Origin of the sequence: Pseudomonas fontis, from assembly GCF_028656955.1 — a bacterium.
In the GTDB taxonomy this organism is placed as follows: Bacteria; Pseudomonadota; Gammaproteobacteria; order Pseudomonadales; family Pseudomonadaceae; genus Aquipseudomonas; species Aquipseudomonas fontis.
Map to the genome: position 1 here is coordinate 36,615 of NZ_JAMDGY010000057.1, position 13,734 is coordinate 50,348.

The 13,734-nt window shown below is 63.7% G+C and carries 8 protein-coding genes and 1 pseudogene; all 9 read right to left on the minus strand.

From position 1 onward, the window contains the following. Positions 1-150 precede the first annotated feature (150 nt). A complete protein-coding gene (locus tag M5G11_RS18395) occupies positions 151-1,224 on the minus strand; it encodes a class I SAM-dependent methyltransferase (RefSeq protein ID WP_273912667.1) in 1,074 nt (357 codons plus the stop codon). A 28-nt stretch (positions 1,225-1,252) separates the two neighbouring features. Then, positions 1,253-2,707, minus strand: coding sequence for a class-II fumarase/aspartase family protein (locus M5G11_RS18400; protein ID WP_273912674.1), 1,455 nt, complete (start codon positions 2,705-2,707; stop codon positions 1,253-1,255). Then, positions 2,707-4,122, minus strand: a complete 1,416-nt coding sequence (purB, locus tag M5G11_RS18405; RefSeq protein WP_273912668.1) for an adenylosuccinate lyase — start codon at positions 4,120-4,122, stop codon at positions 2,707-2,709. Before purB ends, M5G11_RS18400 begins: the two co-directional genes overlap by 1 nt. A gap of 30 nt (positions 4,123-4,152) precedes the next feature. Beyond that, positions 4,153-5,139: an HOASN domain-containing protein gene (locus tag M5G11_RS18410; protein ID WP_273912669.1), complete on the minus strand. Its 987-nt coding sequence runs from the start codon at positions 5,137-5,139 to the stop codon at positions 4,153-4,155. A 40-nt stretch (positions 5,140-5,179) separates the two neighbouring features. Next, positions 5,180-6,181 (minus strand): HOASN domain-containing protein, encoded by a 1,002-nt coding sequence (locus M5G11_RS18415; RefSeq protein WP_273912670.1) that lies wholly within the window; start codon positions 6,179-6,181, stop codon positions 5,180-5,182. 186 nt (positions 6,182-6,367) lie between these two features. Then, positions 6,368-6,574 (minus strand): heavy-metal-associated domain-containing protein, encoded by a 207-nt coding sequence (locus M5G11_RS18420; protein ID WP_273912671.1) that lies wholly within the window; start codon positions 6,572-6,574, stop codon positions 6,368-6,370. 74 nt (positions 6,575-6,648) lie between these two features. Continuing rightward, entirely contained in the window at positions 6,649-9,168 is a 2,520-nt protein-coding gene (locus M5G11_RS18425; protein ID WP_273912672.1) for a heavy metal translocating P-type ATPase, read from the minus strand. Positions 9,169-9,240: 72 nt separating this feature from the next. After that, positions 9,241-10,737, minus strand: coding sequence for an efflux transporter outer membrane subunit (locus tag M5G11_RS18430; protein WP_273912673.1), 1,497 nt, complete (start codon positions 10,735-10,737; stop codon positions 9,241-9,243). Then, positions 10,734-13,715 (minus strand): annotated as a pseudogene (locus tag M5G11_RS18435) (efflux RND transporter permease subunit); the annotation flags it as partial. The pseudogene M5G11_RS18435 and the gene M5G11_RS18430, both read right to left, overlap by 4 nt. Positions 13,716-13,734: the final 19 nt, after the last annotated feature.

Sequence of the window (13,734 nt, forward strand, 5' to 3'; positions counted from 1 at the left end):
CCGGCCTCATCGCTGGCAAGGCCAGCTCCCACAAGGTTGGTGGATGTATCTGTATTTTGGGAGCTGGGTAATTCGTACTCCCCATTTCTCCAGGCCAATAAAAAAGGCACCTGACCTACCGTCCAGATGCCTTTCCCAAGCACTTACCCCTTAAGGCTTCAGTTCAAACAGCGCAGGCATCGGTGGCCACTCGGATGGCACTTTGCGGAACTGGCTGAAGCCGGCCGCTTCGGCCATTTGCCGTGCACGCTTCTCGCCCATGAAGGCGCCAAGCCCTTCCCCACCGTGCGACAGCGAACAGGTCATGCAATACAGCGTGCTCTGTGGGTACATCACCCGGCCAAACAGGTTCATGTTCTCGTGCAGCTCTTCCGACAGGTTGAGCTCCACCATCAGGAACGTCCCATCCTCAGCCGTGGAGGCACGCAGGTCCTTGAGCATCTGCTGCGGGTCGGTAGCATCGTGGATCACCACGAAGGTGGTCACGAAGTCGAACTTCTTGCCCGCCAGCGCATCCGAATCACTCACCTCGAACTGCACCCGATCGCCTACGCCCGCTGCCTCGGCGTTGGCCCGCGCCCGCTCAATGGACGGCAAGTGGAAGTCGCAGCCATAAACCCGCGCCTCAGGGTACGCCTTGGCCATGGTGATGGCCGCCAGGCCACTGCCGCAGCCGAAATCCAGCACACTGCCACCGGTCTTGAGTTTCTCTTCCACACCCGTCAGCGAAGGAATCCAGTGCTGCACCAGGTAGTGCTTGTACCAAGGCATGGTCATGCGTTCCATGCCCTCCCAGGTCTCCAGCGGGAAGGCCTCTTCAGGGCAGCCGCCGCCGTTGCGGAAGGCCTCGATGACCCGCGGCGCCATGCTCACGAACGGCACGCTCAACTGGATGATGCCGCCAGCGAAATACGGCGAATCCTCATCAGCCAGCACCGGGACGAATTCCGCCGGCATGCGGTAGCGCCGGGTTGGCGCGTCATAGGTCACGTAGTTGCCGGTAACCATGCTGCCGAGCCATTCACGCAGGTAGCGCGCATTGAACCCGGTCTGCTCAGCAAACTCTTCCAGGGTCACCGCCTCGCCGTGGGCCAGCGCCTTGAACAGGCCGAGCTGGTCACCGATGTACAGCATGGCGCCACGCAGCGTGTTGCCGTAATCCTCCATGATGCGCGCAGAAAACTGTTGGACCTTGGTCTTGTCGATTGCGTTTGCCTGGGACATGTATCTCTCCATGATATGCGGTTGATATTCAGTAGCTGCGGCTGCCAACTTTGGCCAGGACGCTGTCAACGATCGTTTCAGACATGCCAAGGTGCGACCTTGGCTCGAATAGCCGGGCCAAGGCCCCCGCCTCCATGACCGCCATGACCCGCGCATCGCATTCGATGGCCTCGCGGATCGACACATGGTCACGCTGCGACGCCTGGGACACCTCGAAGATGATGTTGTAGGCACTGCTCTTGCCCAGCTTGGTGGCCATTTCGAACACCACCGCCTCGGTACAGATGGCGTCGCCAAAGGCGTGGGCGTTGCACTCCATGCGCTCGTCGTTGACGATCAGCCCGCTGATGGTGTCGGTCAGCAACGACAGCGCCATCAAGGCATAGTGGGAAACGTCCGCCACCGCACACCACTCCAGGCGCGTCCCGCGGTAGTCGCGTTCGTGCTCCAGGATCATTGCGTCCAGTGCCAGCATGACCTGCGCCTTGGCCAGGCGCGCAAGCACCACCACCTGCTCGCACCCTTCAGGGTTGCGCTTGTGCGGCATGGTGCTGCTGCCGATCTGCTGATCAGACCAGCCCACTTCCACCTCGCCGATCTCCCAACGGTTCAAGGTACGGATTTCATCCGCCACCCGCGCCAGCGATGCCGTGGTCATGGCCAGCGTGCTGACAAACTCCGCCACGCGATCACGCGAAACGTGCCAACCGGCCAGCGGAACGTCGAGGTCCAACCGACGGGCAAAGCCTTCGAGCATGGCCATGGCGTCAGAACCAAACGCCGCCATCGTGCCCACGCCGCCAAACAGCTGCACCACCAGGATGCGCTTGCGCGCCTCGGCCAAACGCTCGCGGTGGCGCATCAGCTCGTCGATCCAGCCTGCCACCTTCAGGGCGAAGGTGGTGGGCAGTGCCGGGATCGAGTGGGTCCTGGCCACCATCAGCGAGTCACGGTGCGCGTCCGCCAACACGGCAAGCTTGTCCAGCAGGGTATTCAGCGCAAGGTCCATGGCGTCCAGCACATCGCGCATTTCCAGCGACTGCGCGGTGTCCTGGATGTCCTGGGTAGTGGCGCCGAAGTGCACGAACTCACGGGCGCTCGGGCTGCAATTTTTCTGCAGGGCCGACAACAGCGGCATCAGCGAATGCCCCGTCGCCGCCACCCCTTCGACCAGTTGGCACACATCGATGGCCGAGAGCCGGGCGGCCTTGGCGATATCCAGTGCGGCTTGCCGAGGGATGATGTTCACATCTGCCTGGGCCAGGGCGAGCGCAGCTTCCACATCCAGCCAGCGCTGCAAGCGGCAGTGGCTACAGAAGATCTTCCGGCTCACGGGGCCGGCATAGCCGCCACCGTGGGTTTTCGAATCGAGGATGTGACTGTGCTCGTGCTGGCACTGCACATCGCATTCAGCGACGCTGCCTAGCTCCGAACGTGCAGTACTAGAAGAACGGGTGACTGCTTCCAACGTTAGCGAATCCATCATATTCCCTCCATTACACGCGCAGACCGACTGGGGCTTGATTGCAGTGACGTCGCCCCTTGCGGGGTGTTGCCTGAAGCAGCGACCAGGTCGACCATTTCTGCTGCCAGCCCGACATAGGTGACCGGGTCGAGCAGGTCTTCGATGGCCTGGGGTGTCAGGCATTCGCGCAGGCGCTCGTCCTGCAACAAGGCATCGCGAAAGGTGATCCCGCTCAAGCGGGTTTCCTGGGCAATCTGGTGCACCAGCTCATGCGCCGTCTGTTTGCCGTACAGCGAGCCCAGCGCGAGCATGGCTCGCTCTGACATGATCAGCCCACCGAGCAAATCCAGGTTGCTGCGCATGCGCTCCGTGCGGATCTCCAGGCCGGCTTTGAGCAGCTCATCCATCCGGGTCAGCAAGGCCCCGGCGTAGATGAACAGCTCAGGCAACGCCGCCCATTCGATGCGCCAGGTCGAGCCGTCGCGTTCATGCAACTGGAACGCGGCGTCGGTCAGCGCAACCATCTGCGCCCGGACCAGGCGCGACAGCGCACTGATCAGGTCGACCGTCGACGGGTTCTGCTTGTGCGGCATCGTGCTGCTGCCGACTTGCCCGGGGCGGCTGCCCTCGCGCACTTCGTCGATCTCACTGCGTTGCAGGTGATAGACCTCGTTGGCGACACGGCCCAAGGTCAGCGAGGTCTGCACCAGCAGCCACGCGGCTTCCAGTACCCGGTCGCGGGCGCTGTGCCAACTGGTCAACGGTGCACCCAGCCCAAGCCGGGCCAGGGTGCGCTGCTGAATGGCAAAGCCCTGCTCACCGAAGGACGCCATGGTGCCCACGGCGCCGGTGAGGTTGCCGACCATCACCCGCGCCTGGGCCTCGGCAAAGCGCTCCAGGTGGCGATCAAGCTCGTCCACCCACACCGCCACCTTGTAGCCGAACGTGGTGGGCAGCGCCTGCTGGCCATGGGTTCGCGCCACCATCGGCGTGTGTTGGTGCTGCACGGCGAGGCTGAGCAACTGGCTGCGGATTGAATGCAGCCGGCCCAGCACCTGGTCCCAGGCGTCCTTGATCTGCAGGATGAGCCCGGTATCGAGGATGTCCTGGGTGGTTACGCCGTAGTGCACGTACTCACCCCACCCTGCTGAACACGACTTTGCCAGCGCGCGAATCAGCGGCACCAGAATGTGCCCGGTTTCCCGGCTTTCCCGGCCCAGCGCGTCAAGGTCATACAGCTCCACCTTGGCCACCCGGGCAATTTCCTGCGCCGCCTCGACGGGAATAATGCCCATCTCGGCCTGGGTCGCCGCCAGCGCCCGTTCGACATCAAGCCACTTCTGTACCTGTTGGGTATCAGAGAAAATCGCGGCAAATTCCGGGGACGAGTAGACGCCCCCGTGGATACGAGATTCCGTTATATGACTCGGCATTTTTGTTGTACTCGCGTTGTTCCTGGGCCGTTACTTCACGTCTTGCAGCTCTTTCCAGACGGCGTCGTAGTAGGCCCTTTCCACGCGGAAGTGTGCCGACAGCGAGGTGAGGAAGGCGTTCTGGAAGCCGATGTCCGGAATGCGCCGTGCAATCAGCTGCCATTCACGCTTGGCCCGTGGCGGTACCAGGCTGATGTGGATCTTGTAGTACTCGGCCTCATCTTCACTGAGACCCGCCTTGAGCAGCGCGTGATAGAGCTTCTCGTGGTTGCCGGGCACCACCAGCTCGGTGATGTAGAACACCGCCAGGCCCCAGCCGGCATCCGGATTGCGGAAGGCACGGGCACGGTTGTTCAGGTAGGCGATCTCTTCGGGCATGGTCGAGAGCGCCTGGAAATCGGCGGGCAGGTCCATGGCCGCGAGCAGCTTGGCCAGCAGCCGTGGGTGCGAGCGTTGCTCGTCCTCTTCGCCCAGTTCGCCGTAGAGGTAACGGCTGAGCGCGGCCGCTTCATCCACGTCGGTCAGGTTGACCAGCAAGTCTGCCGCGTCGCGATACAGGCGGAAGGTACGCAGCCATTGATGACGCAGGAAAACCTGCAACTGTGCCCGGGAAGCCGCGCCCGAGAACACGAACTGCGACATCGGGTGTTTTTCCCGCGATTGCGAGGCAATCTCCTGCTCCAGGCGCAGTTGGAAGTCCGCCTCGGACAGTGGCGTGGCGATATCTGCCGACGGCAGGAAGCGCTCTTCCACGCGGTATATCGCATTGGCCAGCCAGCGGCGGGTCAAGGCCGTTTCGGTGTCGTCGCTCAACGACAGGATGTACAGCAATTGCTGATAGTTGGCGAAGGCTGCGGCATCGCCCTGAAGGGCTGATTCGGTCAGCGCGCCAAGCATGGTCGCGGCGCGGTCGATCTGGATCGGGGTGGCGTTTGTCGCCAGCGCCTGGGCGACCATGCGCGATTCAGGCGTGTACAGGTTCTTGAGTTGCTGCAGGGAATAATTACGGGGTTGCATCGTCAACACTCCTTTATTGTTCTATTCGCATACGGGTGGCTCAGGCGCGGTGGTCAGACAGCTCCTGCATCTCTTGCCAGAGCCCGTCGAAGTACGCCTTGTTGATAGCGAAGTGGCGTGCCAGCGATTGCATGAACTTGCGCTGGAAGGCTTCGTCCGGTGCGAACTTGGCGATCAACTCCCACATTTCTTCCGTATCGATCTCATCCTGAGTGCCGTGCAGGCGGTGGAACTCGCTGGGCTGTTCTGGAACGCCCATGCGTTGCAGCAATTCATAGATGCGCCGGTGGTTGACGCAACTGACCGACTCCACCGCGTACAGCAAGGCGAGCCCCCAGGCGACATCCGGGTGGCGGACACAACGGATGCGGTTGTTGAGGTAGGCCTTTTCCAGCGGCTGGAGCCTTGGGAAATCGATATTCAGCGGAATATCGAAATGCGTCATGAGGTGGGACAACAAGGCCGGGTGCGAACGGTCCGGCGCTTCGGCCCCTGCTTCGCCGTAGAGATTGCGATAGAACACCGACGCGTCTTCGATGGCTTCGAAGCGGAAGGCCAGTTCGGCCAGGAGGCTGTAGAAGTTGTAGGAACGGGTCCAGTGGTGCTCCAGGAAGAAGCGCACATCCTGCTGCGACGGCGTGCCCTGGAACAGATGCAGCGACATCGGGTGGGTTACCCGGCTGCGGGCTTCGATTTCGGCGTCGACCTTCTTGCGGAACTCCTCGACCGGCAATGCGGCAAAGGCTGGCAAGTCAGGTGCGAACTCATCTTCAACCAGGTACACCTGGCTGGCCATCCAGCGCCGAGTCGGTTCGGTTCTCGGCTCACCGGGCACATGCAATTGCAAAAGCAGGGCCTGGTATTGCGCAAAGGCGGACTTGTCTCCTTCAAGGCCTTTTTCGGCAACGGCGAGCAGTGCTTCGAGTGCGTGGGTTACTTGCGGGTATGTTGCGCCAGGCTTTAATGCCTCGGCCAACAGTGTGGTTGCATCGGTAGCGGCCAGCTGGGAATTGGCGCGGTGTTGCAGGGTTGCAGAATCCATTGAACTACCCCTTGACTATTATTATTGTGCTGCGAAAAAAAGCTTAAAGGTTCCTGTAATGGCAAGGTCAACGGCTGTAGGAAAATTATTTTTTGCGGTGAGAAAACCAAACGCGAGACCCTTCGCACCCTGACCTGCCACGGGCTTGAACAACGGTTGCCGGCGTGGTGAGCGCCGGCAAAACCGTTACCCCTGGGCCGCTACCTGCGCAGGAAAGCCAGCCTCGTTGAGCACCGCCAGCAAGGCGCTCTCGCCCTGGGCGCTGGTGACTCGCACCCGCCGGGTGGGCGGGTCCGTTTCAATGTTGGCCTGGGCATCCAGGCCCAGCAGCGCTTTGGTCACCGACTTGGCGCAACCGCCGCAGGTCATGTTCGGGATGTAAAACTGATGCATGTAAATCTCCTATTGGATGAAGGTGCCCGACTACGTTCGGGCATTGCCACAGGGCAAGGTCAAACACGTTTCGTTTAATGCGCGACTTCAGTACTCAGCGGTGCCTGCAAACGCTTCAGGCGCAGCGCATTGCCGAGCACGAAGACGCTGGACAGGGCCATGGCCGCTGCGGCGAAAATCGGCGACAGCAACGCGCCGTTGAGTGGATACAGCGCGCCGGCCGCCACCGGGATCAGCACGGCGTTGTAGGCGAAGGCCCAGAACAGGTTCTGCTTGATGTTGCGGATCGTCGCCTGGCTCAACGCGATGGCGTTCGGCACACCGCGTAGGTCGCCGGACATCAGCACTACGTCAGCGGCCTCGATGGCCACGTCGGTGCCGGTGCCGATGGCCAGCCCGACATCGGCCTCGGCCAGCGCCGGCGCGTCGTTGATACCGTCACCCACAAAGGCGATACGCGCGCCACCACTGCGCAGTTTTTTCAGTGCCTGCACCTTGCCGTCGGGCAACACCTCGGCCACCACTTCATCGATGCCCAGTTGGCGGGCAATGGCCGCTGCGGTCGCGGCGTTGTCACCGGTGATCATCGCGACCTTGAGGCCAAGGGCATGCAGCGCATCAATCGCCTCGGGGGTTGTTTCCTTGATCGGGTCGGCGACCGCAATCACGGCGGCCAGGCGCCCGTCGATTGCCGCGTACAGCGGGCTCTTGCCTTGCTCGCCAAGTTGCTGGGCAACCGTCTTGAAGCTCGTCACGTCAAGGCCCAGCTGGGTCATGAAGCGGTCTGCGCCGACGGCAACCGTGCGCCCCGCGACCTTGGCTGAAACGCCAAAGCCCGGGGTGGCATCGAAGTGCTCGATAGGGCCGACGGCCAGGTCACACTGCTTGGCCGCTGCCACGATCGCCTCGGCAATCGGGTGCTCGGAGCGGGTCTCAACTGCGGCAACCAGCGCGAGGACTTCGTCGTATTCAAAGCCTGCGGCCGGGACCAGATCGGTCAGCTCGGGGCGGCCCTTGGTCAAAGTGCCGGTCTTGTCCAGCGCAACCACCGTCACATCGCGCAGCGCCTGCAGGGCTTCGCCCTTGCGGAACAGCACGCCGAGTTCGGCGGCGCGGCCGGTACCGACCATGATCGAGGTCGGCGTGGCAAGGCCCATGGCGCACGGGCAGGCAATGATCAACACGGCAACGGCATTGACCAGCGCGAAGGTGAGCGCCGGAGTCGGCCCGAAGAACAGCCACACCAGGAAGGTCAGCGTTGCCGCCGCCATCACGGCCGGCACGAACCACATGGTCACCTTGTCGACCAGCGCCTGGATGGGCAGCTTGGAGCCCTGCGCTTCCTCGACCAGGCGGATGATCCGGGCCAACACGGTATTGCCGCCAACCTGGGTAACCCGGAAGCTGAACGCACCAGTCTTGTTCAAGGTGCCGCCGACCACCGGAGCGCCCACGCCCTTGGACACAGGCACCGGTTCGCCGGTGATCATGCTCTCGTCGACATACGAGGCGCCCTCGACCACTTCGCCGTCCACCGGGATTTTCTCGCCTGGACGCACCAGCACGATGTCGCCGGTTTTCACTTCATCCAGCGCGATCTCGACGATTTCACCGTTGCGCTCGACCCGCGCGGTCCTGGCCTGCAGGCCGACCAGGCGTTTGATCGCCTGCGAGGTGCGGCCCTTGGCCCGGGCTTCCAGCGTGCGCCCCAGCAGGATCAGGGTCACGATGACCACGGCCGCTTCGAAGTACACGTTGGCGGTGCCTTGCGGCAGGATGCCGGCGGCGAATGTCGCGACGATTGAATAGCCGTACGCCGCCGAGGTCCCCACCGCTACCAGCGAGTTCATGTCCGGGGCGCCGCGCAGCAAGGCCGGGATGCCCTTGCTGAAGAAGCGCAGGCCCGGGCCGAACAGCACCAGGGTGGCAAGCACGAACTGCAGGTACCAACTGGTTTGCACACCCAGCACACCCATCACCCAATGGTGCATGGCCGGCACCAGGTGCGAGCCCATTTCCAGGACAAACACCGGCAAGGTGAGAATCGCCGCAATCAGCAGCGAACGGCGCAGCGACTGCGCCTCGTGCTCGCGGCGTTCGCTGTCCTGGTCGGCGGCGCTGGTGGTTGCCGCCGATACGCCGCGTGCCCGGTAACCGGCCTTCTCCACCGCCTGCGCCAGGTCGGCGACGGCTACCGCCCCCACCAGGTGTTTGACGCGGGCGCGTTCGGTGGCCAGGTTGACCGTGGCGTCGAGTACACCCGGCACTTGCTTGAGGGCTTTTTCGACCCGGCCCACGCAGGAGGCGCAGGTCATGTCCTCGATCACCAGCTCGGTGCTGTCTTCACGCACGCTGTAGCCGGCGACTTCGATAGCGCGAATGGCGGCACGAGGATCGGCCGCCCCCTTGAAGGTGATGTCGGCGCGCTCGGTGGCCAGGTTGACCGCCGCAGCCTGCACGCCGGGCACTGCCTTGAGTGCGCGCTCGACGCGGCCGACACACGACGCACAGGTCATGCCGTCGACTGCCAGGCTCAACCGCACCGGTGCCGGGCCGAGGGCGCCGGCGGCGGATGAGCGCGAAGCGCTTGCCATTGAATTTTCCATCGAACTGTCCCTTTTAACGATTCTGTTGAAGCAAGCCTGAAGCTTCCCAGCAGGGAAAGGTCAAGGCGTGTACGCCGCCTGTTTGAGCAACGCCGGTTGCGTGAGCCGCTCAGCCGCGTCGCAGGCGTGATCGGTTTGCGCGCAGTATTCCCAGCCGCCGCCCAACGCCTTGTAGACACTGACCAGGGCCAGGCGCTGGTTGGTGCGGGCCACCGTCAGTGCCCGGCGGCTGGCGAAGTCGGAGCGTTCGGCTTCCAGCACATCCAGATAGAAGCCCTGCCCGCCCTTGAAGCGCACTCGGGAGAGCCGCGCGGCCTCGCGATTGGCCGCCGACTCAAGCAAGCGCAGCCCCAGGGTGTTGCCCGAAGACGCAAAGGCGCTGAAGGCGTCATCGGTTTCCTGCAAGGCGCGCAATACGGTCTGGTCATAGCTGATCAGTGCCGCCTTGCTACGTGCCTCGCTGGCCGCAATGCGCGCACGGACCCGGCCGAAATCGAGGAGGTTCCAGCGAATCGTCGGGCCGATGAATGCCGAAAACCCTTCAGTACCACTGACCGAATCCAGGCTGCCGGTGACAATCCCGATTGAGCCCAGCACCTGGACGTCCGGGTAGAGCCCGGCGGTTTCCACGCCGATCTGCGCCGTCGCGGCTGCCAAGGCCCTTTCAGCCGCCGCAATATCTGCACGACGGGCCAGCAACCCACCAGGATCGCCAATGGCAATGTTGCGCACGCTCAGCGCCTCGGGCATGGCGGGGTTCGTGGGTGGCGTGAACGTCTGCGGCGTCTGCCCCAAAAGGATCGCCAAGGCATTGATGGCAGCTGTGCGGCGGCTTTCCAGCTCCGGCACGGCGACTTCAACGCTGCGCAAGAACGCTTCGGCGCGCAGGCGGTCGAATTCGCTCGCCGCCCCCGCGCCCTTCAGGCGCTCGACCATCTGCAGGCTTTCGCGCTGGCTTTGGCTGATGTCGATGACCACCGCAAGTTCAGCCTCGATACCGCGCAAGGCGAACCAGGCAGCCGCTACCTGTGCGGCAATGCTCGCCTGCACACCGCGCAACAGCGCTTCACGCGAGCCGGCTTGCGCCTGGGCGGCTTCCACCGAGCGGCGCACGCGACCAAACAGGTCGATTTCCCAGGAGGCATCCACCGCCGCCCGGTAGGTTTCAGCATCACGCGACTGGCCGGGCGGGGTCTGCACCTCGCTCAGCCGGCGGTTCTCGTAGCCGAACGCGGGGCCGCCGCGTGGCAGGTAGTCCTGGCGTCTTTCGCGCAGCAGCGCCTTGGCCTCGTCAAGGCGCAGGGCAGCGATGGCGATATCGTGGTTGGCCGCCAGCGCCTGCTGGATCAACCCGGTCAGCGCCGGGTCGTCAAAGGTACGCCACCACTGCACCTCGACCGCGCCCTCGGCAACGCCGCCGGGCAACGTGCCAAAGCTCGCCGGGGTACGCGACGGTGCCAGGGCGGGCGGCGAATAGTCGGGGCCGACCGACGCACAGCCCGCCAGCAAGGTGAACGCGGCCATGCTCAAGAGCGTGGTGTGATAAGGACGTTTCATACCGTGCCCTCCTCCAGGCTGCGCTGCGAATCGGTCTTGCGTCGCTCAAAACGCACCTCCAGCTTGCGCATCAACACATAGAACACCGGCGTCAGGAACAGGCCGAACAGCGTCACCCCGAGCATCCCGGCGAACACCGCGATGCCCATGGCCTGACGCATTTCCGCCCCGGCGCCACTGGCCAGCACCATGGGAATCACCCCGGCGATAAAGGCAATCGAGGTCATCAGGATCGGGCGCAGGCGCAACCGGCAGGCTTCGATCACCGCCTCAAGGGTACTGGCGCCCTGCGCTTCCTGACTTCGGGCGAACTCGACGATAAGGATCGCGTTCTTCGCCGCCAGCCCGACCAGCACGATCAGCCCGATCTGCACGAACACGTTGTTGTCGCCGCCCACCAGCCACACGCCGATGATCGCGCTGAGCAGGCACATCGGCACGATCAGCATGACCGCCAACGGCAGCAGCCAACTGTTGTACTGCGCGGCCAGGATCAGATAGGCCAGCAGCACACACAGCGGGAAGATGAACAGCGCCGAGTTGCCGGCAAGCTTTTGCTGGTAGGTCAGGTCGGTCCATTCAAAGCTCATGCCTTCGGGCAGCACTTCCTTGGCCAGGCGTTCCATGGCGGCCACCGCCTGCCCGGAACTCACCCCCGGCATGGCGCTGCCGGAGATATCGGCCGACGGGTAGCCGTTGTAGTGGATCACCCGGTCCGGGCCGGAGCTTGGCGTCACCGTGACAAACGCGGACAACGGCAGCATGTCCCCGGCCGCGTTGCGCACTTGCAGGCGGCCAATGGCTTCGGCTTGCATGCGGTGATCAGCATCGGCCTGGGCCGTGACTTTGTAGGTGCGCCCGAAACGGTTGAAGTCATTGATGTAGAGCGAGCCCAGATACACCTGCAGCGACTCGAACACATCCGCCAGGCGCACCCCCTGGCTCTTGGCCTGGGTGCGGTCGATAAGCACGTCAAGTTGCGGCGCGTTGACGTCGAAGCTGGTCAGCATGCCGCCCACCTGGCCGGACTCGCCGGCCTTCATCATCAGTACCTGGGTGTGCTGGACCAAAGCGTCCAGCCCCAGGCCACCACGGTCTTCAACCTGCATCTTGAAGCCACCGGTAGCCCCCAGGCCGGGCACCGGCGGTGGCGGGAACACCCCGAGGAAACCATCGGGAATGCTCGCAAACTTGGCTTGCAGGCGCCCGGCGATGGCAGTGGCGGCGAGATCCGCAGTGGTCCGCGCCTCGAACGGATCAAGCATGACGAACATCACCGCCGCATTGGGCACGTTGACGAAGCCGTTGATCGACAGCCCCGGGAACGCCACGACACTTTCCACACCGGGTTCGGCCAGGGCGATTTCCGACATTTGCTTGACCACCGCTTCAGTGCGACCCAGCGCTGCCGAGTTGGGCAATTGGGCAATGCCGACCAGGTAGTACTTGTCTTGCATTGGCACAAAGCCTGGCGGCACGGCCTTGAAGCCGACATAGGTCATCGCCAGCAGGCCTGCATAAACCAGCAGCGCCACCCCGCCGCCGCGCACCACCTTGCGCACCGTGTTGCCATAGGCATCCGGTGCCCGCTGGAAGGGCCGGGACAGCGCTTTAAATGCCCGCTCGATACGCCCGCGCAGGCTGTTCGGGTCACGTTCAACCGCCGCCTCGCGTGGTCGCAGCAACATGGCCGCGAGTGCTGGGCTCAAGGTCAGCGAGTTGATCGCCGACAGAATCGTCGAGATGGCAATCGTCAGCGCGAATTGCCGGTAGAACTCCCCTTGCAAGCCACTGAGGAATGCCGTCGGGATAAACACCGCCGCCAGTACCGAGGTAATCGCGATGATCGGGCTGGTCACCTCGTCCATCGCCCGCCGCGCCGCCTGGATTGGCGGCAGGCCATCCTCGATGTGCCGCTCGACGTTCTCGACCACCACGATGGCGTCGTCCACCACGATGCCGATCGACAGCACCAGGCCGAACAACGACAAGGTATTGAGCGAGAAGCCCATCAAGTGCATGACCGCAAAGGTCCCGACCAGCGACACCGGCACGGCCAGCAGCGGAATCAGCGATGCCCGCCAGCTGCGCAGGAACACCACCACCACGATCACCACGAGGAAGATCGCCTCCAGCAGCGTGGTGGTCACCGACTCAAGCGAGGCCCGCACGAACACCGTCGGGTCGTAGGCAATGCGTGACGTGAGGCCTTCGGGGAACTTGCCTTCAAGGCCCTGCATGGTTTCGCGTACTGCCTGGGCGACGTCGAGTGCGTTGGCGCCCGGGCTCTGGATGATCTGCAACGCTACTGCCGGTTCACCATCGAGCAGGCTGCGCAAGGCATAGGCATCCGCGCCCATCTCGATGCGCGCGACATCGCGCAGGCGCGTCACCTGGCCATCGTCGCCGGTACGAATGATGATGTCGCCGAACTGCTCTTCATCGGTCAGCCGTCCCAGCGTGTTCACCGTCACCTGGAAGGCGGCGCTGGAGTTGGGCGCCTGGCCCACGGCCCCGGCCGCTACCTGGACGTTCTGTTCACGCACGGCGGCGATCACTTCGCCTGCCGTCAGCCCACGGGCGGCGATCAGGTCCGGGTCGAGCCACAGGCGCATGCTGTATTCGCCGGCCCCCCACACCAGGACATCGTTGATGCCCGGGATGCGCGACAACTCATCGCGCACCTGCAGGTACGCATAGTTGGAGATATAGAGCGGGTCATAGCGTTTGTCCGGTGACAGCAGATGCACCACCATCAGGATGTCAGGCGAGGTTTTCTGCGTGACCACGCCCTGGCGCTGCACCTCCTCGGGCAAACGCGAGAGCACCCGCGAAATGCGGTTCTGCACCTGGATCTGCGCCATGTCGGCGTTGGTGCCCTGGGCGAAGGTAACCGTGAGGATCATGCGGCCATCGGTGGCCGACTGCGAGGACATGTACAGCATCCCCTCGACCCCGGTGACCACCTGTTCGATAGGGGGTTATGCCGAGATAAAG

Bases quoted from the DNA above. Each gene is read 5' to 3' on its own strand.
- M5G11_RS18395 (WP_273912667.1), bottom strand. From the start codon at position 1,224: ATGTCCCAGGCAAACGCAATCGACAAGACCAAGGTCCAACAGTTTTCT.
- M5G11_RS18400 (WP_273912674.1), bottom strand. From the start codon at position 2,707: ATGGATTCGCTAACGTTGGAAGCAGTCACCCGTTCTTCTAGTACTGCA.
- purB (WP_273912668.1), bottom strand. From the start codon at position 4,122: ATGCCGAGTCATATAACGGAATCTCGTATCCACGGGGGCGTCTACTCG.
- M5G11_RS18410 (WP_273912669.1), bottom strand. From the start codon at position 5,139: ATGCAACCCCGTAATTATTCCCTGCAGCAACTCAAGAACCTGTACACG.
- M5G11_RS18415 (WP_273912670.1), bottom strand. From the start codon at position 6,181: ATGGATTCTGCAACCCTGCAACACCGCGCCAATTCCCAGCTGGCCGCT.
- M5G11_RS18420 (WP_273912671.1), bottom strand. From the start codon at position 6,574: ATGCATCAGTTTTACATCCCGAACATGACCTGCGGCGGTTGCGCCAAG.
- M5G11_RS18425 (WP_273912672.1), bottom strand. From the start codon at position 9,168: ATGGCAAGCGCTTCGCGCTCATCCGCCGCCGGCGCCCTCGGCCCGGCA.
- M5G11_RS18430 (WP_273912673.1), bottom strand. From the start codon at position 10,737: ATGAAACGTCCTTATCACACCACGCTCTTGAGCATGGCCGCGTTCACC.